Annotated in this window: 14 protein-coding genes; 5 read left to right on the top strand and 9 right to left on the bottom strand. The window is 64.7% G+C overall.

The window, feature by feature from the left end:
- Positions 1-178: 178 nt before the first annotated feature.
- Entirely contained in the window at positions 179-1,546 is a 1,368-nt protein-coding gene (locus BM374_RS11915; protein ID WP_502689429.1) for a flippase, read from the bottom strand.
- Between the two features lie 291 nt (positions 1,547-1,837).
- Positions 1,838-2,677: a protein-disulfide reductase DsbD domain-containing protein gene (locus tag BM374_RS11910; protein WP_092292228.1), complete on the bottom strand. Its 840-nt coding sequence runs from the start codon at positions 2,675-2,677 to the stop codon at positions 1,838-1,840.
- A 142-nt stretch (positions 2,678-2,819) separates the two neighbouring features.
- On the opposite strand from BM374_RS11910, the gene BM374_RS11905 reads away from it, so the two are divergent.
- The gene (locus BM374_RS11905) at positions 2,820-3,464 is read left to right on the top strand and encodes a YqgE/AlgH family protein (protein WP_092292226.1); all 645 of its coding nucleotides are present in this window, start codon (positions 2,820-2,822) and stop codon (positions 3,462-3,464) included.
- Between the two features lie 133 nt (positions 3,465-3,597).
- On the opposite strand, the gene BM374_RS11895 is transcribed toward BM374_RS11905, so the two are convergent.
- Both BM374_RS11895 and BM374_RS11890 read right to left on the bottom strand, forming a co-directional pair.
- Positions 3,598-4,485: a TauD/TfdA dioxygenase family protein gene (locus BM374_RS11895; protein WP_092292222.1), complete on the bottom strand. Its 888-nt coding sequence runs from the start codon at positions 4,483-4,485 to the stop codon at positions 3,598-3,600.
- 97 nt (positions 4,486-4,582) lie between these two features.
- A complete protein-coding gene (locus BM374_RS11890) occupies positions 4,583-5,362 on the bottom strand; it encodes an SDR family NAD(P)-dependent oxidoreductase (RefSeq protein ID WP_092292220.1) in 780 nt (259 codons plus the stop codon).
- Between the two features lie 98 nt (positions 5,363-5,460).
- On the opposite strand from BM374_RS11890, the gene BM374_RS11885 reads away from it, so the two are divergent.
- Both BM374_RS11885 and BM374_RS11880 read left to right on the top strand, forming a co-directional pair.
- On the top strand, positions 5,461-6,198 hold the full coding sequence (locus BM374_RS11885) for an SDR family NAD(P)-dependent oxidoreductase (protein WP_092293393.1): 738 nt from the start codon (positions 5,461-5,463) through the stop codon (positions 6,196-6,198).
- Positions 6,199-6,275: 77 nt separating this feature from the next.
- Positions 6,276-6,650, top strand: coding sequence for a CsbD family protein (locus BM374_RS11880; protein ID WP_092292218.1), 375 nt, complete (start codon positions 6,276-6,278; stop codon positions 6,648-6,650).
- 153 nt (positions 6,651-6,803) lie between these two features.
- On the opposite strand, the gene BM374_RS11875 is transcribed toward BM374_RS11880, so the two are convergent.
- Positions 6,804-8,489: an SGNH/GDSL hydrolase family protein gene (locus BM374_RS11875; RefSeq protein ID WP_092292216.1), complete on the bottom strand. Its 1,686-nt coding sequence runs from the start codon at positions 8,487-8,489 to the stop codon at positions 6,804-6,806.
- Between the two features lie 149 nt (positions 8,490-8,638).
- Complete coding sequence (locus tag BM374_RS11870; protein ID WP_092292214.1) at positions 8,639-9,976, bottom strand: lytic murein transglycosylase; 1,338 nt, start codon at positions 9,974-9,976, stop codon at positions 8,639-8,641.
- A gap of 236 nt (positions 9,977-10,212) precedes the next feature.
- Here BM374_RS11870 and BM374_RS11865 point away from each other — a divergent pair, with 236 nt between their 5' ends.
- Positions 10,213-11,088, top strand: coding sequence for a UTP--glucose-1-phosphate uridylyltransferase (locus BM374_RS11865; RefSeq protein WP_092292212.1), 876 nt, complete (start codon positions 10,213-10,215; stop codon positions 11,086-11,088).
- Between the two features lie 145 nt (positions 11,089-11,233).
- Here the strand turns inward: BM374_RS11865 and BM374_RS11860 are convergent, their stop codons facing one another.
- Positions 11,234-12,730, bottom strand: coding sequence for a sensor domain-containing diguanylate cyclase (locus tag BM374_RS11860; RefSeq protein WP_092292210.1), 1,497 nt, complete (start codon positions 12,728-12,730; stop codon positions 11,234-11,236).
- A 144-nt stretch (positions 12,731-12,874) separates the two neighbouring features.
- Here BM374_RS11860 and BM374_RS11855 point away from each other — a divergent pair, with 144 nt between their 5' ends.
- Positions 12,875-13,138, top strand: coding sequence for a DUF7662 domain-containing protein (locus BM374_RS11855; protein ID WP_164938977.1), 264 nt, complete (start codon positions 12,875-12,877; stop codon positions 13,136-13,138).
- Positions 13,139-13,323: 185 nt separating this feature from the next.
- On the opposite strand, the gene BM374_RS11850 is transcribed toward BM374_RS11855, so the two are convergent.
- Both BM374_RS11850 and BM374_RS11845 read right to left on the bottom strand, forming a co-directional pair.
- Positions 13,324-16,200, bottom strand: coding sequence for an EAL domain-containing protein (locus tag BM374_RS11850; protein ID WP_177248247.1), 2,877 nt, complete (start codon positions 16,198-16,200; stop codon positions 13,324-13,326).
- A gap of 139 nt (positions 16,201-16,339) precedes the next feature.
- The gene (locus tag BM374_RS11845; RefSeq protein WP_092292204.1) at positions 16,340-17,338 is read right to left on the bottom strand and encodes an NAD(P)H-quinone oxidoreductase; all 999 of its coding nucleotides are present in this window, start codon (positions 17,336-17,338) and stop codon (positions 16,340-16,342) included.
- Positions 17,339-17,342 lie beyond the last annotated feature (4 nt).

The raw sequence follows: 17,342 nt of genomic DNA, 5'->3' as shown, positions 1-17,342 counted from the left end.
TTGATCTCGTCGATTGAGCAATACGACGTAGAATAAACATTCCCTGCGATGCAACCTCTTGGGCGGAATAAGAAAATTTTCGCTGTCCCTTGGAGGTAGGGAGGTGTTTCGCCTTGTTCGCGGGCTCGTTGCGAAACAGTCGTTCCCCAAGGGAGGGCGGGTCTCGGATGTGTAATTCCTATTTACCAAACGCCAGCACATGCAGGCCCAGACGCTGCCGTACGATCCAGAACAGCAGCACCGTTTCGAAGGTGAGCGAGACCGAGGTCGCGGCTGCGGCGCCCTGACCGCCGAAGCGCGGCACCAGCGCCACGCACAGCACCACGTTCATCACGAACGCCAGCGCGTAGGCCAGCGCGCAGATCTTCTGCTCGCCGAGCATGTTGAGCAGCCGCTCCACCGGCCCGATCGCGGCGCGCACCACGAGGCCAACAGCGGCGATGAACATGATGTCGTAGCCGACAACGAATTGCGGTCCGAACAGCCAGAGCAACGGTTTACCCAATGCGAGCAGCGCGGTCGTCGCGGCGAGAGACGGCCAGAACGTCCAGGCGATGGCATGCGCGACATAGGCCGACAGCCGCGCCTTGTCGCCGCCAGCATTGTATTCGGCAAAGCGATGCGCCGTCGTCGCCGACATCGCGTAATGAATGAACGACACCAGCGCCAGTGTCTTCACTACCGCAAAATATACGCCGACCTCGTCGGACGGGCGGAACTGCTGCAGCACCAGCACGTCGGTGTAGGACAACAGCAGGTAAAAGCTTTCGACCAGCAGGATCGGCAGCGAGACTGCGAGCCAGCCGCGGATGTCGTACGCCTTGGGCCCGGGCGCGATATGATCGGCAAGCTTGCGGTTCAGCACCACCATCTGCCCGGTCATCGCGATCCATACTGCACCAAGGCTGGCGAGCATCGCCGCGACCGCGCCGAGATGAAAGCCGAGCAGGAAGGCGACAGCCGTGATGCCGATGATCAGCGCCTGCCGGATGATGAATTGCGGCATCAGGCCGAGTTGCATCCAGTCATGCGAGCGCGCGATGCCGTCCTGGGTGTTGGCGACGACGAAGGCCGGCAAAGTCATGCAGCCGATATAGAGCGGCAGCTCCTCGGCCGGATCGATCCAGGGTGACAGCAGTCTGACGATGCCGGCGAGCGCCAGCGACGTCAGGGTCGAGACGGCAAAGGTCAGCCAGCGGCTGCCGGAGAGAAAGCCACGCAACAGCGCGTGGTCGCCGCCGGCGCGATATTCCGGAATGATCTTTTGCGCGGAGGCGGAGATGCCGAAGTCCATCATGCTGCCGAGCAGCAGCACCCAGGTCCAGACATAGACGTAGATCCCGTAGTCCGACGTGCCCATCCAGCGCGCGAGCAGCACCTGCGAGACATAGGCGAGGCCCGCACTGATGACGCGGATGAGGAAGATGGTGCCGGCCAGCCGCCGCGTCAGCGACGCTTCGCTCGAGCCGCCGGTCAGTTTGGCGCGCAGCCGCGCGATCAGCCCGGCCGGTCCGGTCGTTGCAGGTTCTGCATCCATCACGGCCAAATCGAGATCCCCAGGCGTCCCGCATGTTGCGGCAGGCTGATGCGGTGGCCTTGGGACTAGCAACCATTCGTTAAGATTCGGTTGGGTGAGGGAGGCGCTGTCGCAACAGCCAACAGTGTCATCCCGCACAAGCGTCAGCGCAGAGCCGGGATCCATAATCCCAGGGAGAAGTTAGCGCGCGAGCGGGCAACTCCGAGTCTTCGCAAAATCGTTACTGCGGCGTATGGGTCCCCGGATCTGCGCTGCGCTTGTCCGGGACGACAGCGGAGGACGAGGCGCCTGTGGCGCACCTCACTCCAAATTCGTATTGAACTCGTACGATTTCTCCGGTCCGACCAGCGTGAACTTCAGCGCCGCGCCGTCGGGCTTGACGCCCGGCGGCAATCCGTCGAGCTCGAACGAAAATCGGTTCACGCCGGGCGGGCTGGGCGCGACCTTTTCAGGGATCGGCAGTGACCATTCGGGCGTCGGTCCCTCCACGAACAGATCGACCTTGCTGTTCTCGGGTGAAACCACATCGACGAGGACGTTCTTGGGCCCGTCGCGCTTGACGTCACGGATGGTCAGCGGATTGGGATCGCCGATATTGGCCGGCTTCGGCACGGTATCGAGTGCTGCGCGCAAATTGGCATCTTCGGTCGAAGCGACGTTGTTGAAGCCGAGCTCGACATTGGCCGCGACGGGAACGCAGAGCTTTTCGCACACCGCGTAATTGATCTCGGCGCGCAACGTCACCGGCTTGTCCGCCGCCTTGGCGACGATGCGCAAGGGGAGCACGATCTGGTCGTGATAGCCGATCGAGTGGCCGCCCGCGCCATCGTCGAACTTCTGCGGCGCCGGCCACATGACGGTCACCGCTTCGACATTGTCAGACTTCGAGAAATCGAACCGCGGCGGAACACCGGAATCGCCCGGCATGCGCCAGTAGGTTTTCCAGCCGGGCTGGATCTGGAACGCGATACCGCCGAGCAGCACTGCACCGCTGCGCGATCCCGCCAATAGCCGCACCGCGGAATGCCCGTCGCGCTGCCACGGCGATGCATCGTCGGCATGGGCTACCGTCGCCGGCGATGACGCAAGCAGGGTTGTCGCGACAGCAATCGCCGCATGCAGGGGAACTCTTGTCAGCATGGCACGTCTTTACAGGGTCCCCCAAAGGCAAACCATTGAATTGCTTGTGATGGATGCACCCGAATCATGTCCCTGCAAGCCTTGATTTGACAGCGGCCCGGGCCAACATCAGGATAGGAATTGAAACCGGAGTGCTTTACCGATGGCTCCCACAGGCAAACGGACGGGCGAAAGCACCCGCGGCGCGAGCCCCGCGCTTCCCAGCTCGGCCGGGTATCTCGACGGACGGCTGCTGATCGCGATGCCCGTGATGGGCGATCAGCGTTTCGAGCGCTCGGTGATCTATCTCTGTGCGCATTCCGCCGAGGGCGCGATGGGCATTATCGTCAACCATCCGGCAGGCAGCATCGATTTCCCGGAGCTGCTGGAGCAGCTTGGCATCATCAAGAAGGGCGAGCATATCAAGCTGCCGGAAAATGCCGAAAGCATGAAGGTGCTGGCCGGCGGTCCGGTCGATACCGGTCGCGGCTTCGTGCTGCATTCCAGCGATTTCTACATCGAGCATGCCACGCTGCGGATCGACGACGGCATCTGCCTCACCGCGACCGTCGACATCCTGCGCGCAATCGCCAACGGCTCGGGCCCCAAACATGCCATCCTCGCGCTCGGCTACGCCGGCTGGGCGCCGGGCCAGCTCGAGACCGAGATCCAGAGCAATGGCTGGCTGCATTGCGACGCGGATGCGGACCTGATCTTCGGCGACGACGTCGACGAGAAATACAGCCGCGCCTTGCGCAAGATCGGAATCGATCCCGGCATGCTGTCGAATGAGGCCGGGCACGCGTAGCGGCATACTCCAGTGTCATGCCCCGGCTCGACCGGGGCATCCAGTACGCTGCGGCCTCTCAATTCAATCACAACCGTCTCGGAGTACTGGATCGCCCGTCAAGCCGGGCGATGACACCGGTTATTGAGCGGTCTTACTCCGCCGCCTGCTGCTGCACGGTCGGCTCTGTTCCCGCGACCGTCGCGCGCCGCATGTCGCGGGGCTGCGATTGGTCGTAGCGGCGGACGCGGTGCATGGTCTGGCGGTTGTCCCACATCACGAGATCATGCAGCTTCCATTTGTGGACATAGACGAACTCTGGCTGCGTTGCGTGCTCAGTGAGGTCGCGCAGCAACAGCCGTCCCTCCGGCACGCTCATGCCAACGATCTTGCCGGCATGCGATGAGAGATACAGCGACTTGCGGTGATGCACGGGATGCGTGCGCACCAATCGCTGCAGCACCGGCTTGAACATCGCCTTTTCTTCGTCGGTATATTCGGTGAAGCCGAGCGATCCCCGCGAATACATCAGCGAATGCTCGCAAACCATGTCGTCGATCTCGGCCTTGGTCTCGTCGTCGAGCGCGTCATAGGCCGCGCGCATGTCGGCGAATTCGGTGTTGCCGCCCTTCGGGTTCACCACGCGTGCCGACAGCAGCGAGAATTTCGCCGGGATAGGACGGAACGAGCTGTCGGAATGCCAAAGGCAATTGCCCAGATTGAACAGATGGGTACGGCTGTCTTTCGCCAGCGGCTTGCCGTCCTTGCCGAGATTGGAGACGTCGTTGAGGCCGGACTGGAGCCGGTAGTCCTTTTCCTTGGTCACCGTGCCGCCGCGCGCATCCTCGCGCTGACCGAAATTCAGCGCAAAGGCCATCTGCTGTTCGTCGGTGATGTCCTGGTCGTGGAAGACCAGCACCGCGTATGTGTCCATGGCGGACTCGACCTCGCGGGCCTCATCGGGTGTGAGAGGCTTTCGCAGGTCGAGGCCGGAAACCTCGCCGACAAAATGCTTCTGAAGCTGCCGGATGGCGATCGTCATGGCGTCTCTCCCGCGGATCGCGAGCGGTTGGCCCCGCTCTGCTCGCGAAAAAGCTACTCCCGCGCCTGTTGATGTCAACGCTCCCCGCGCATGGCTCTTACGCGTTGCGCGCCATCAACCCGCCATCGACCGGGATCACGGCACCGGTGAGGAAGGAGGCCGCCGGCAGGCACAGGCTCAGCGTCATATGCGCGACCTCTTCAGGGTCGCCGTAGCGCAGCAGTGCCGTGCGGCGCTTGGCGTAGATGGTCTTGTGCTCTTCCGAGATGCGCTCGGTGATGGCGGTGCGGATCGGACCGGGACAAATGCAGTTGACGGTGATGCCCTCGCGGCCGAGCTCGACCGCGAGGGACCGCGTCAGGCTCGCGACACCGCCCTTCGCTGCAGAATACGGGCTATGCAATGCGGTGGCGCCGAGCGCCTCGGTCGAGGCGATGTTGACGATGCGCGGGGATTTCGACTTGCGCAGGTGCGGCAGGGCGGCGCGGATGATACGCGGATGCGCCGTCAGCATCACCGCGATGCCTTTGGCCCAGGCCTCCTCGTAGGCCTCATCGTCGATCGCGACGCGCACGGAGATGCCGGCATTGTTGACCACGATATCAAGCCCGCCGAAATGCGCGGCGACCTCGCCGACCACGCGCCTGATCTCGCCGCCGTCGGCAACGTCGAGCTTCCATGCCTTGGCCGAGCCGCCGCTGGCTGCGATTTCCTTCGCGACTGCCTGCGCGCCTTGCTCGTCATGATCGGTCACGGCGACGTTGGCGCCTTCGCCTCCGAACACGCGCGCGGTGGCGCGGCCCATGCCGCTGGCGGCGCCGGTGACGAGAACGGTCAGGCCCTTGACGGAGCGGCTGAGCTCTTTGAACTCGGACATGCTGTTTCCTCGTGTCTCTTGTTTCTTGTGATGAGATGGACAAGGCTGGCGTCGATCCGCAGACAGGTCAAGCAAGCGAGATAAAAGGGGAGGCCGCGATGGCGAACGAGCTCGATTTCTCCGGCAAGCAGGTGCTGGTCATCGGTGGTTCCAGCGGCATCGGCAACGGCATCGCGCAGGCCTTTCGTGCCAGAGGCGCCAACGTCGCGGTTTGCGGTACGCGCGCTCGCGCAACGGAATATCAGGCGGAGCAGGGCTCTGATCTCACCGGTCTTGCTTACGCGCAGCTCGATGTCGGCAACCCCGGCGCGATCGAGGCGTTCAAGCCGTCCTTCGACAAGCTCGATATTCTGGTGCTGGCGCAGGGCGCGGTGATCTATCGCCGCGGCGAGTTCGAGATGGCCGGCTTTCGCAAGGTCGTCGAGGTCAACCTCATGAGCCTGATGGCGTGCGCAACGCGCTTTCATGCCATGTTGCGGGATTCCAGGGGTGCGCTGATCATGGTGTCCTCGACCGCCGCCTATCATTCCACCATGGGCAATCCCGCCTACAATGCCTCGAAGACCGGCGCGGTCGGATTGACGCGGACGCTGGGCGAGGCCTGGGCTGAGGACGGCATCCGCGTCAACGGCATCGCGCCAGGCCTCGTCGACACCAAGATGACGAAGGTGACGACCGACAATCCCAAGCGGCTCGAAGGCGCATTGGCGCGCATTCCGCTGCGGCGATTGGGCACGCCGGCCGACATGGCGGGCGCAGCCTTGTTCCTGGCCTCGCCGCTGTCGTCCTACATCATCGGCCAAACGCTCGTCGTCGATGGCGGGCTCATCCTGTAGCGGGCGCCACTTTCGCAAACGGTTGGAACTGCGCTCCTCCTGATCGGTTACTTGGGCAGACCCCGAGGAGGAGCATCATGGATACGGATCGGATTGTCGGATCGGCCAAGGAATTCGCCGGACGCGCGGAAGGCGCTGTCGGAGACATGGCAGGCGATGCCAAGACGCAGGCGTCGGGCAAGGCGCGGGAAGCCGCAGGCACCGTGCAGAATCTCTATGGCCAGGCCAAGGATGCCGTGCGTGACGCAGCGGACACTGCGACGGGCTACGCCAAGGACGCCTATGAGAACAGCGGCGAGACCTTCCGCGATGGCTCCAAGGCGATCGCGCAGAAGGTGCAGGACAATCCGCTCGGCGCGCTGCTGGTCGCCGGTGGTATCGGCTTCGCGCTTGCGCTTCTGATGTCGCGGCCCGCGCGCCGTCCGCCGCCGCGCTGGCGCTATTACGGCTAGTTGTTCGCGAGCGGTTCCGTGCCCCGGACGCAGCGCATCACGCAGTGGTGCGCTGCTGAGCCGGGGCCCAATCTTTCTTGAACGGTGTGGGAGGAGCTAGGTCCCGGCTCTGCGCAGCAGCGTTACACGCCGCAGCGCGTCCGGGACACGAGGCTAGCGCACGACTTCCGCCGCCCGCCCGACATTCGCCGGTGGACGCGGGACCGCAGGGCCCGGATTCGGGTTGCGCGGCGCCGGCGCGAATTGACGCGGTGTTGGCTGCGGCGAACCGAAGCCGAAGAACTCGCGCAACGAGGGCGTCGCCTGTGCCGGCTGCTGCTGTGGTGCAGGCTTCTTGGGCGCGGGCGGCTTGGGCGGCGCGATTGCGGCGGCCGGCCCCGGCGTGCCCGGCGCACCGGAAGCCGCAGCACCACCTTCGGGCGTCGTCGCCGCAACTGGCGTATCGCCCTTGGCCTGTTCGCGGCCGACTTCGCGGCGCGGCCAGGCATAGTCGTCGGCACGACCTGCGGGCGCGGCCAGCGGCTCGCCCTTCACCAGCGTCCGCGCTGCAAGCGCATCGACGGCGGCGGGACGTGTGCCCGGTCCACCCAGCAATTGATCGGTCGAGATCGAGGCTGCCACCAGTGGCACGATCGGGCCGGCAAGCGGCCGGGGTGCGGGCTTGCCGGGTTCGGCACTGGTGTCGGGCGTTGCCGGTTCGCTCGGCAGAGCAATCGGGCCCGAGCGTCCGGCGAGCAGGCGCGTGATTTCGCGCTCGACATAATGCGCGAGTTTTCGCGCACCCGGCTTGGTGAAGTAGACGCCGTCACCGCTGCGGAGCTGGCGGATCTGGCCTTCGAAGTCCGGGCCCTTCTGCAGGAAGCGGCCGGCCTCGTCGACAAAGCCGTCCCAGACGTCGACATAGGTGATGCCGGCCTTGGCCGCGCCTTCGCGATAGAGCGAATCCAGGAACAGCATGTCCGCGGTGCCCTTCTGCCCGCGGATTGCGGGCAGGCCGACCCAGAGCACGGGCACGCCCTTGCCTTTCAGCACACCCGCGAGCTCCTCGATCTTCTTGCTGTAGAGCTCGACCCAGCGGTCGTCGCGGAATTCGTAAAGGCCGTTCGGGTTGCGCGCGGCCTTCTCGGGCGTCGTCGCAGGCGTATCGGGGTTGTCAGCGTCATCCTGCGGCAGGTCGGTATCGACGGGCTTGTCGTCCGGCTTGGCGGCGGTATCGGGCCTTGCGTCGCCTGGCTTCCCTTGTGGCTTGGCGCGCGCGCCCTTGTCGTTCTTCTTGTCCTTGTCGGCGGGCTTGTCGGTGACGGGCTCGCGGATCGCGATGCGGTCGTTGAGGCCGAGCATGACGACGATGACGTCCGGCTTCTCGGTCTCCAAAATGCCCTTCGCTGCTGCGGCCCAATCCGACGGCTCACCTTTCGGCTGGTACTTGATCAGGCCTGAGGTGGTCCGGTGCTTGCGGATCACGCCCATATCGGGCTGCTCGGTGTAGGCGTCTTCCAGGCCGTAGGCGAGCCAGTCGGCCATGGCGTCGCCGATCACCAGCACGTTCTTTTCAGGGATGGTGTCGCGCTTGGCGGGCGCGGGCGCGCGCGAAAAATCCTGGCGCGGGGCCTGCGGCTGCTGTTGCTGGAACGGCGCGAAGAAGTCGCCGCCGAACCAGCCACCGCCATGTCGCGGGGGCGGGGCCGCGCGTTGCGGCGGGCCGCCGAAGCCGGGGAAGTTGAAGAACTGCGCCGAAGCCGGTCCCGCAATCGAGACGAGGATCGCGAGCGCCGTTCCCAGCGCGATCAGCGGGCCGGTCTCGGTCAGCGCCTTGAAAAATGATTTTGGCTTCGACATGCGATCTCGGGCGCGCGCAGCGGGTCTGGGATTGGCTCGCTATAATAACGGAATCGGGCGCCAAACGGGCAAATTCTCTTGCGGATTCTTACGCCCATACACCGTCGAAGGGCCAAAATCCCCGCTTCAAGGTTACTTTCGGCGCGCTTTTACCGTCCGCGCAGCCGGTCCAGCACGTCGGAGGAGGCAAATCCGTCCGCGGGGGCACCGATCGAGGCTTGGAAGTTGCGCAAGGCGTCCCGGGTCTGGCCGCCGAACTGGCCGTCCGGGGTGCCCTTGTAGAAGCCGCGTTGGGCCAGAAGCTGCTGCAGTTCCAGCCGCTCGTTTCGCGACAGCTCACGCTCCTGTCGCGGCCAGGGCTGCACGAAGGGCTGCCCGCCGCGCAGACGGTCGGCGAAATGGCCGATCGCCAGCGCATAGGCCTCGGCCGGGTTGTATTTCATGATGACCCGGAAGTTCTGCAGCATCAGGAAGCCGGGTCCCTGCGCGCCGGCGGGCGCCAGCAGATAGGCTTTCTCCGCGGGATTCGGGAACGGCTGACCAGTAGCCCGCTTGAGCCCGAGCTTCTCCCACTGCGCAATCGTCATCATCCTGGCGCGGTCGGCCAGCATGTAGTTGAATCCCTGGGGCACCACGACCTCGAAGCCCCAGGTCTGGCCGCTCTGCCAGCCGTCCTTCTTCAGATTGTTGGCGGTGGAGGCGATCAAATCGGTCGGATTGTCGACGACGTCACGCCGTCCGTCGCCATCGCCGTCTACGGCAAAGCGCTTGAACGCCGTCGGCATGAACTGGGTCGGGCCGAACGCGCCGGCCCAGGAGCCGCGCATCTGCTCAGGCCGCAGATCGCCGCGATTGAGGATCTCCAGCGCGGAGAGGAACTCATCCTTGAAATAGGCCTGGCGGCGGCCGATGCAGGCGAGCGTCGCGGTCGATTGCAGCACGCTGCGGTCGCCCATCTGGGTCGAATAATTGGACTCGATGCCCCAGATCGCGGCGATGATGGTGCGGTCGACGCCATAGGTCCTCTCGGCCGCGTCGAACTGCGCTTTGTACTGGGCGAGGATTTCCTTGCCCTTGGCGAGGCGGTTGTCGTTCACGAGGATATCGAGATAGTCCCAGATCGACTTGGTGAACTCGGGCTGCGAGTCCATCAAATCCATGATGCGCAGATCGGGGGCAAGGCCTTCAGTGAAGCGCTGAAAATTCTCCTGCGTGATGCCGCGACGTGCGGCATCGGGCCACATGCCCGCGACGCAATTGCTGAAATTGCCGGCAGCTTCGCGAATTGCGGCCGCCGTCATCAAGGGATGGCCGGACGCGCCGTCCTCGCCGCTCCAGGGCTGGGCACCGCCTGGCGCTGCGGCTTGAGGCGTTGGGCCTGATCCGGAAAAAATGCCGCCGAACAGGTTCGACAAGCCGTTCTGGGCCTGCGCCTGCGCCTGAAGCGGGAACAGCAAGGCGGCCGCAAGCATCGTTGCGCCGGTCAAAGATCCCGTTGCTCCTGTCACCAAATGCCTCATGCCCCACCTGTCCGGCCAAAAATCCGCCTTCAGGAGGCCCCGTTACGGTTGCCAATATCTTAACAAAGGTGAAATTTTGTAGGCGGCCTTGTCATTAACGCCCTTAGCCAAAGGCCCTACATCCGCCTTTGTTACCGGCTGCAAACCGGCTAGCAAGTTCGCATTGCTTCGTTCACGCATCTCTCGAGGTATTCGATCACCACATGAAGATCCGCAAAGCCGTATTCCCCGTCGCCGGCCTCGGTACCCGCGTTTTGCCCGCCACCAAGGCAATGCCGAAGGAAATGCTCACCATCGTCGACAAGCCGCTGATCCAGTACGTCTATGACGAGGCGCGCGAAGCCGGCATCGAGCACTTCGTCTTCGTGACCGGCCGCAACAAGAACGTCATCGAAGATCATTTCGACAGGATGTTCGAGCTCGATGCGACCTTGGCTGCGCGCGGCAAGAAGGCCGAGCAGGAAATCCTGGCGCAGAACCAGCCGGACGCCGGTGCCGTCAGCTTCACCCGTCAGCAGGCGCCGCTCGGCCTTGGCCATGCGGTGTGGTGCGCGCGCGACATCGTCGGCAACGAGCCGTTCGCGGTGGTGCTGCCGGACGAACTCGTGCTCAACACGCCGGGCTGCCTCAAGCAGATGATCGAGATGGCTGCAGCGCTCGGCGAGAAGTCCAATTTGATCGCGGTCGAGGCGGTGCCCGATCATCTCACCCATCAATACGGCATCTGCGGCGTCGGCAAGCGCACCGGCAAGATGTTCGAGGTCGACGGCATGGTCGAGAAGCCGGCCAAGGGCACTGCGCCCTCCAATCTCTCGATCACCGGCCGCTACATCCTCCAGCCCGAGATCTTCAAAATCCTGGAGACCCAGGAGCGCGGCGCCGGCGGCGAGATCCAGCTCACCGACGCCATGATCGGGCTCGCCAAATCGCAAAAGTTCTACGGCGTCGAGTTCGAGGGCGAGCGCCATGATTGCGGCTCCAAGCCCGGCTTCCTCCGCGCCAACATCGCTTACGCTCTGAAGCGGCCGGAGCTGCGCGAAGGGTTGATCGCGGAGATGAAGAAGTATCTGGGGCAGTAGGGCTCCGCCTTCTCGTCATTGCGAGGAGCCCGCGACAAAATTGCGAAGCAATTTTGCGCTGGCGACGAAGCAATCCAGATTGTCGCCGCGGAAAGATTCTGGATTGCTTCGCTTCGCTCGCAATGACTGCGAGGGGGCGGGGGCCTCACGCCACCAGCGACAGCTGCGGCAGGCTCGCCACCACCGCCCGGTTGCGGCCGCCGGCTTTCGCGGCATAGAGCGCCTTGTCGGCGGCGGCGACCAGGATCGCCCAGTCCATGCCGGCGGTGGGCGCGAGGCTTGCGACACCGCAGGAGACGGTCGATGCCGTCTCGCCGTCGGACCACCCCTGCACCTTGTTGCGGATCGTCTCTGCGATCTTGAAGGCATCGGCGGCCGAGGTGTTGGGCAACAGCACGGCGAATTCCTCGCCGCCGTAGCGTGCGACGCAGTCTCCGGCGCGGCGCACCGAATCGGAGATGCAGATGGCGATGCCGACCAGCAACTGGTCGCCGGCCTGATGGCCGAACGTGTCGTTATAGGCCTTGAAATGATCCGCATCGATCATCAAGAGCGCGAGCTGCGTCTTCTCCCGCATGGCGCGTCGCCACTCGATCTCGATGACGGCGTCGAACTTGCGGCGGTTGCGCAGGCCGGTGAGCGCGTCCGTGGTCGCCATCTCCTCGAGTTTGCTTTCGGCCTCGGCGCGGCGGCCGATCTCGCGGGCGAGCACCAGCGTGGAGGCCAGCACGAACAGGATCAGCGCCAGCACCACGGCGCCGATGCGATAGGCTTCCTTCCGCCAGAGCTCGAATACGGCGGCCAGCGGTTTGCCCGCCACCACAAACAGCGGACCGGAGCCGCTGCCGCGCACATAGAGGCGCGGCGTCACGTCGACCGGTCCCTTGCCGGCGTAGGACCCGCCCGCCCTGAGATTCTCGGGCTTCCAGTCCTGCCGCGTTCCCAGATTCTTGCCGATGATGTCGAGATCGAACGGCCGCCGCATGATGATGGTGCGGTCGCGCTTGAGCACGGTGATGGTGTCTGCGGGATCGAGGCTCAGCCGCTCGAACAGCTCGTGGAAAAAGCTGAAGCGGATCGAGCCGGCGACGACCCCGAGGAAGCCGCCGTCCGTGTCGCTGATGCGGCGACTCAGCACGATCGAGTAGGCGCCGCGGAACAGCATCGGCCGGCTGATGAACAGGCCGGCGTCGGGATTGTCGCGATGAATCCTGAAATAGTCCTCGTCGGCGCGGTTCTCTGCTTGCGGATCGAGCGTGGAGGCGTCGATGGTCAGTCTGCCGTCGGCGTCGAACACCTGGATGGCGCCGAAATGCCGCGCCGTAGTGGCATGATCGAACAGGACGAGCTGGCGGACCGGCTTCGAGACCGTGGTGATCTCGGGCAGCAGCATGTTGCTGGCGACCGCCTTCAGCGACAGATCATAGATCTCGATGTTACGGCTGATGTCGGCGTCGATCGTCGTCGCCAGGTTCTCCAGCGTCTGCCGGGCGAGCGCCTCCTCGCCGCGGCGCATGTCGAGCATGACGTTGACGCAAATGGCGGAAAAGCCGATCACCGTCACGACGGACGAGATGATCAGCAGCTTCGCCGAAATGCGCCACGGCCGGCGAGCCGCGACGTCGCGCCACCCAGACAGCATCGATTGCTCCTGACCGTAGTGGATGCGCCTGAAATGTTGCGTAGTGTTTAAGCCGCGACGGCGCCGTCACAATGAGTTAAGGATTGGTTTCCGCGGAGCACGCTTTTGCGCAGATCAGGGCGCGGATGATGGATGAGGACGGCAGTGAACGATTACGACGCGCTACGGGATTACCTGTTGCGGCAGAAGCAGACGGAATTCGTGCTGAGCTTCGAGCAGATCGAGGAGATCATCGGCGCTGCGCTACCGCGTGCAGCGAACCGTGCCTCATGGTGGGACAGCCTGCGCAGCCCAGATATCCAGATGCCGCAACGCGAAGCCTGCCTCGCCGCCGGCTTCGTGGCAACCAGGATGCCGGATGGCCAGAGCGTGCGGTTCACGAAGCGGAAGAAGGACGGGCGAAGGTAATGCGCTAAAATCTCTCGCCGTCATCCTGAGGTGCTCGTCCTGCAACGCAGGACGAGCCTCGAAGGGCGACGGCCCGGCCGCATCTCGGCCGCTCATCCTTCGAGGCTCGCCAAGCGCCGCTTCGCGTCGCATGGCTCACGCCTCAGGATGACGGTTTGATATTGCGCGCGAGCCGAGAGATCAGATCAGCTCGCCGCTTCCAGCCGCACTTCGGTGAGCAGCCGCATCGCCGCATCGGCATCCATCGGCTCGCCGAAGGCGAAGCCTTGCGCGTATTCGCACCCCAATTGATAGAGCTCGACTGCGTCGGAATCGGTCTCGGCGCCTTCCGCCACCACGTCCATGCCGAGATCATGCGCAAGCGCGATGATCGATTTCAGGATCACCGGCCGTGTGCCGCGATTGGTGGTGCGGACGAAGGACTGGTCGATCTTGATGGTGTCGAACGGAAAGCGCTGAAGATACGCCAGCGAGGAATGGCCGGTGCCGAAATCGTCGAGCGACAGCCCGGTGCCGAGCTCGCGGATCCGCGTCAGCATCTGCGCGGCGTGCTCGGGATTTTCCATCACCAGCGATTCCGTCAATTCCAGCTTCAGTGTGCCGCGCGCCACCGAGGAGCGCGACAGCACGGTGCGGATGTCGTGGATGAGGTCATGGCGCAAGAGCTGCCGCGAGGAGACGTTGACGGATGCGAAGATCGGCTCGCGCGAGCGCATCGCGCGCTGCCACACCGAGAGCTGCTTTGCGGTCTGGTCGAGCACGAACATGCCGAGGTCGACGATCAGGCCGGTCTCCTCGGCCACGGTGATGAATTCCGACGGCGCCATGCGCCCGAGCTTTGGATGATCCCAGCGCACCAGCGCCTCGAAACCGGCGACCGAACGATCCTCCAACCGCACGATCGGCTGGTACAGGATCGTCAGCTCCTGCCGTTCGATGGCGCGGCGCAGCTCGCTCTCCAGCGTCAGGCGGTCCGTCTTCCGCGCACGCATCGCAGGCTTGTAGACGTCGATGCGATCGCCACCAATGCGCTTGGAATGATACATCGCGAGCTCGGCGTCCTTGATGATCTCGTCCGTCAGTTGCGTCTGAGGATCGGACAGCGCGAGCCCGATCGACGCCGTCAGGAAGATCTCGCGGTCGTTGAAGGCGATCGGCGCGCGGATCGTCTTGCGGATGGTTTCGGCGAAGGCGGTGATGCGGGCCGGGTCCTGCTCGGACAAAAGGATCAGGCCGAACTGGTCGCCCGCTAGCCGCGCCAGCGTATCCTGCGGCTTCAAGATACGGGTGAGGCGGCGGGCCAGCGTGAGCAGGATGGAATCGCCGACCGCGATCCCGACGGAATCGTTGACCTGCTTGAAGCGGTCGAGGTCGATCACCATCAGCGTCGGCCGCAGCGTCGGCATGGTCTTGGCGAAGTTCGCCACCGCGCCGAGCCGATCCATGAACAATTTGCGGTTGGGCAGCCCGGTGAGATTGTCGTGCACGGAATCGTGCAGCAGGCGCTCTTCGGCGTTGCGCAGCTCCGTGACGTCGGTGAGCGTGCCGACCACGCGCGAGACCTCGCCGTCGGAACCCACCACCGGGCGCGCCTTGAGCGCGAACCACATGAAATGGCCATCGGGAGTGCGCAGGCGGAAATCCTGCACCAGGCGGCCGCGGCGCTGGTCGAGCACGCTGTCGAGCGCGGCGCGGAAACGGTCCTGGTCGAGCGGGTGCAGCACCTCGAGCCAGGAGGCCGCCGGTCCCTCCAGCGTGCCGCGCTTGAGACCGAGCAGGGCTTCGGTCTCGGGGCTGGTGAAGACCTTGTCGGCAGAGACGTCCCAGTCCCAGATCAGATCGCCGGAGCCGGCCAGTGCCAAGGCGCGGCGCTCGATGTCGGAGACCACGCCGGTGGTGGCGCCGCCGCCGGCAAAGGCGTGCTGCATCACCGTGAAGCCGATCAGCATCACGATCAGCACGAGGCCGCCGAGCAGGGCAGGGCCGACGATGTCGTTGGTGACGGAGCCTGCCACCGTCATGCCAGCCGCGACCACCCAGACCACCAGCAGGAACCAGGTCGGGATCAGCAGCACCGCGCGGTCGAAACCGTGAGTCGAGAGATAGACGATCAGCGCGAAGCCGGCGAAGGCGATCAGCACCAGCGAGATGCGGGCGATGCCGGAAGCCACCGCCGGATCGAACAGCGCAAGCGCGACCAGCGAACCAAGGAAGGCGAGCCAGCCCACCGTGATGTGCGAATAGCGCACATGCCATCGACTGAGGTTGAGATAGGCGAACAGGAACACCAGGAGTGTCGCCGCCAGGATCGCCTCACCCGCCGCGCGCCAGATGCGCTCGGCGTTGTTCGACATGTCGAGCACCTTGCCCCAGAAGCCGAAATCGACGCCGATATAGACCAGCACCGCCCAGGCCAGCGCCGCGGCCGCCGGGAACATGATGCTGCCCTTCACTACGAACAAGATGGTGAGAACGAGCGCCAGAAGCCCGGAGATGCCGATCACGATCCCCTGGTAGAGCGTGAAGGAATTGACCTTGTCCTTGTAGGCTTCAGGCTCCCACAGATAGAGCTGCGGCAGCTTGTCGGTGCGCAGTTCCGCGACGAAGGTGACGACGGCGCCGGGGTCGAGCGTGACGCGGAACACGTCGGCGGTCGGGCTCTCCTGCCGGTCGGGCCGGTCGCCCGTGGACGGCGTGATGGTCGCGATGCGTGACAGGCCGAGGTCGGGCCACAGCAGGCCCGAGGAGACGATGCGGTAATGCGGAGCGACGATCAGACGGTCGAGCTGGTCGTCGGTGTTGTTGGCGAGCGCGAACACCACCCAGTTCTGGCCGCCCTCGCGGGCGCGCACCTCGATGCGGCGGACGATGCCGTCGGTGCCGGGCGCGGTGGAGACCTGGATGCGGTCGGAGTCGCTGCGCTGATGCTCGAGCACGCTGGTGAGGTCGATCGCGGGCGCGTCGCCGCGGACGCTGACGGCGTCAAGCGCGCGTGCAGGCGACGCGGCGACAAGAATCATGAGGCCCAGCGCAATGGGCGCGAGGCACCTGATCAGACGCAAGGTCAGTTCTCCGCGTTCGACGCAAACTCAGTCTGCAAGACGATTTCAGACCGGACCGAAGGGGTTCGGCGGTTCGCGATAGATGCCACGAAAGCGAGGAAAATCAAAGGGTTTCCGCCTCGCTTGGTGGCCCGGCGGCCTAGACCTCCAACACAATTTTGCCAATATGTGCTGAGGTCTCCATGCGCCGGTGCGCGTCGGCGGCCTTTTCCAGCGGGAAAGTGCTGTCCATCAGCGGTTTGACGCGGCCATCGCGCAACAGCGGCATCACTTTGGCCTCGATTGCAGCCACCATCGCCGCCTTGTCCGCATTACTACGGGGCCGCAAGGTCGAGCCGGTATGGGTCAATCGCTTCACCATCACCTTGGCGATGTTGGCGGTGATCTTGGGACCGTTGAGGGTTGCGATCTGCACGATGCGGCCGTCGACCGCGGCGGCGTCATAATTGCGGTCGACATAGTCGCCGGCGACCATGTCGAGGATCAGGTTGACGCCGACTTTGCCCGTCTCTTCCTTGATGACAGCGACGAAGTCTTCGGTCTTGTAATTGATGGCGCGGTCGGCCCCGAGCTTGAGACAGGCATCGACCTTGTCCTGCGAGCCCACGGTCACGAACACCTTGGCGCCGAACGCCTTGGCGAGCTGGATCGCCATGGTGCCGATCCCTGAGGAGCCGCCATGGATCAGCAGTGTCTCGCCGGCCTTCAGGCCGCCGCGTTCGAACACGTTGTGCCAGACCGTCATCAGGGTTTCCGGCAGCGCGCCGGCTTCCTTGATCGACAGTGCCGGCGGCACGCTCATCGCCTGGGCGTCCTGCGCGATGCAATACTGCGCATAGCCGCCGCCGGCGACCAGCGACATCACGATGTCGCCGACCTTGTGCCGCTTGGCGTTGCTGCCGACTGCGACCACCTCACCGGCGATTTCCAGGCCAGGCAGGTCGCTGGCGCCGGGCGGCGGCGGATAGGCGCCGGAGCGCTGCGCGACGTCGGGCCGGTTGACGCCGGCAGCCATCACCTTGACCAGGATCTCCTCGGGACCCGGTTGCGGAAGAGGGCGTTGTTCCGGCACCAGCACCTCCGGTCCGCCGGGCTTGGAGATGGCGACCACGGTCATTTGCGCGGGCAGCTTGTCCATGATG

This window comes from Bradyrhizobium sp. Ghvi, from assembly GCF_900115265.1.
Classification (GTDB): domain Bacteria; phylum Pseudomonadota; class Alphaproteobacteria; order Rhizobiales; family Xanthobacteraceae; genus Bradyrhizobium.
This window is presented reverse-complemented; position numbering and strand designations above follow the sequence as displayed.

What these genes read in the sequence shown, in the direction of transcription:
- BM374_RS11910 (WP_092292228.1), bottom strand. Translation starts at nt 2,677, where the DNA reads ATGCTGACAAGAGTTCCCCTGCATGCGGCGATTGCTGTCGCGACAACC.
- BM374_RS11905 (WP_092292226.1), top strand. Translation starts at nt 2,820, where the DNA reads ATGGCTCCCACAGGCAAACGGACGGGCGAAAGCACCCGCGGCGCGAGC.
- BM374_RS11895 (WP_092292222.1), bottom strand. Translation starts at nt 4,485, where the DNA reads ATGACGATCGCCATCCGGCAGCTTCAGAAGCATTTTGTCGGCGAGGTT.
- BM374_RS11890 (WP_092292220.1), bottom strand. Translation starts at nt 5,362, where the DNA reads ATGTCCGAGTTCAAAGAGCTCAGCCGCTCCGTCAAGGGCCTGACCGTT.
- BM374_RS11885 (WP_092293393.1), top strand. Translation starts at nt 5,461, where the DNA reads ATGGCGAACGAGCTCGATTTCTCCGGCAAGCAGGTGCTGGTCATCGGT.
- BM374_RS11880 (WP_092292218.1), top strand. Translation starts at nt 6,276, where the DNA reads ATGGATACGGATCGGATTGTCGGATCGGCCAAGGAATTCGCCGGACGC.
- BM374_RS11875 (WP_092292216.1), bottom strand. Translation starts at nt 8,489, where the DNA reads ATGTCGAAGCCAAAATCATTTTTCAAGGCGCTGACCGAGACCGGCCCG.
- BM374_RS11865 (WP_092292212.1), top strand. Translation starts at nt 10,213, where the DNA reads ATGAAGATCCGCAAAGCCGTATTCCCCGTCGCCGGCCTCGGTACCCGC.
- BM374_RS11860 (WP_092292210.1), bottom strand. Translation starts at nt 12,730, where the DNA reads ATGCTGTCTGGGTGGCGCGACGTCGCGGCTCGCCGGCCGTGGCGCATT.
- BM374_RS11845 (WP_092292204.1), bottom strand. Translation starts at nt 17,338, where the DNA reads ATGGACAAGCTGCCCGCGCAAATGACCGTGGTCGCCATCTCCAAGCCC.